Origin of the sequence: Microbacterium salitolerans (genome assembly GCF_019720895.1) — a bacterium.
Lineage (GTDB): Bacteria > Actinomycetota > Actinomycetes > Actinomycetales > Microbacteriaceae > Microbacterium.
On record NZ_JAHKSH010000012.1, the window covers coordinates 1 to 719 of the forward strand.

Consider the following 719-nt stretch of genomic DNA (forward strand, 5'->3'; position numbering starts at 1 on the left):
GTCACGTCGTAGCTGGAGTCGGCCCAGCGGGTGTCTCCCTCGAACTCCTTGGCGACCGTGACGGATCCTTCGGCGAAGGTGTTCGTGATGGTGACCGAGACGGTCTCGTCGAGGGGGATGGTGACCGTGTCGGGGGAGATGGTGGTGCCGGTGGCGAACCCGTCTTCGGTCTCGGTGATGACGCACTCGGAGCCGGCGGCGATGTCGCCGATCGTCGCTTCGAGGTCGGTGTCGTCGTCGGGGGTCGCCGGGTCGTCCTCGGCGGCGGCGAAGGTGATGTCGCCGGACCACGTGGTGCGGCCATCCGCCGTGCACTCGGCGTGCGCGACGTAGGGGCCGGTCGCGAACGGCGAGTCCGCCGGCTCCACGACCTTCTCGAGCTGGAGCGATCCGACGCCGAACGCGTTGTCGATCGTCGCCTCGTTGGTGTGGGCGTCGTCGGCATCGGGCGTCAGGACGATGTCGATGCCGTCTGCTGCGCCGGGCTCGACGTCGCCGTCGGCGTTGGATCCGGTGGTGGTGACATCGATCGCGCCGGCGGTGTCGGTCTCGACGACCTGGCACTCCGCACCCGCGGGGAGCCCGTCGAGGGACACGGTCTCGCCGTCGGTGATCGCGAAGGCCATCGGGTCGTCGGCGCTGTATCCGTCCGCGTAGACCGTCTCGCCGAGGAACGTGCAGGTGACCTCGACCTGGAACGGGCCGTACTCGATCGGCTG

1 protein-coding gene is annotated in these 719 nt (G+C 69.4%); it reads right to left on the reverse strand.

Annotation, left to right across the window (positions count from 1 at the left end):
- Positions 1 to 719 (reverse strand): DUF5979 domain-containing protein (locus KOL93_RS15990; RefSeq protein WP_221586421.1); only part of this gene is annotated, 719 nt, incomplete at both ends.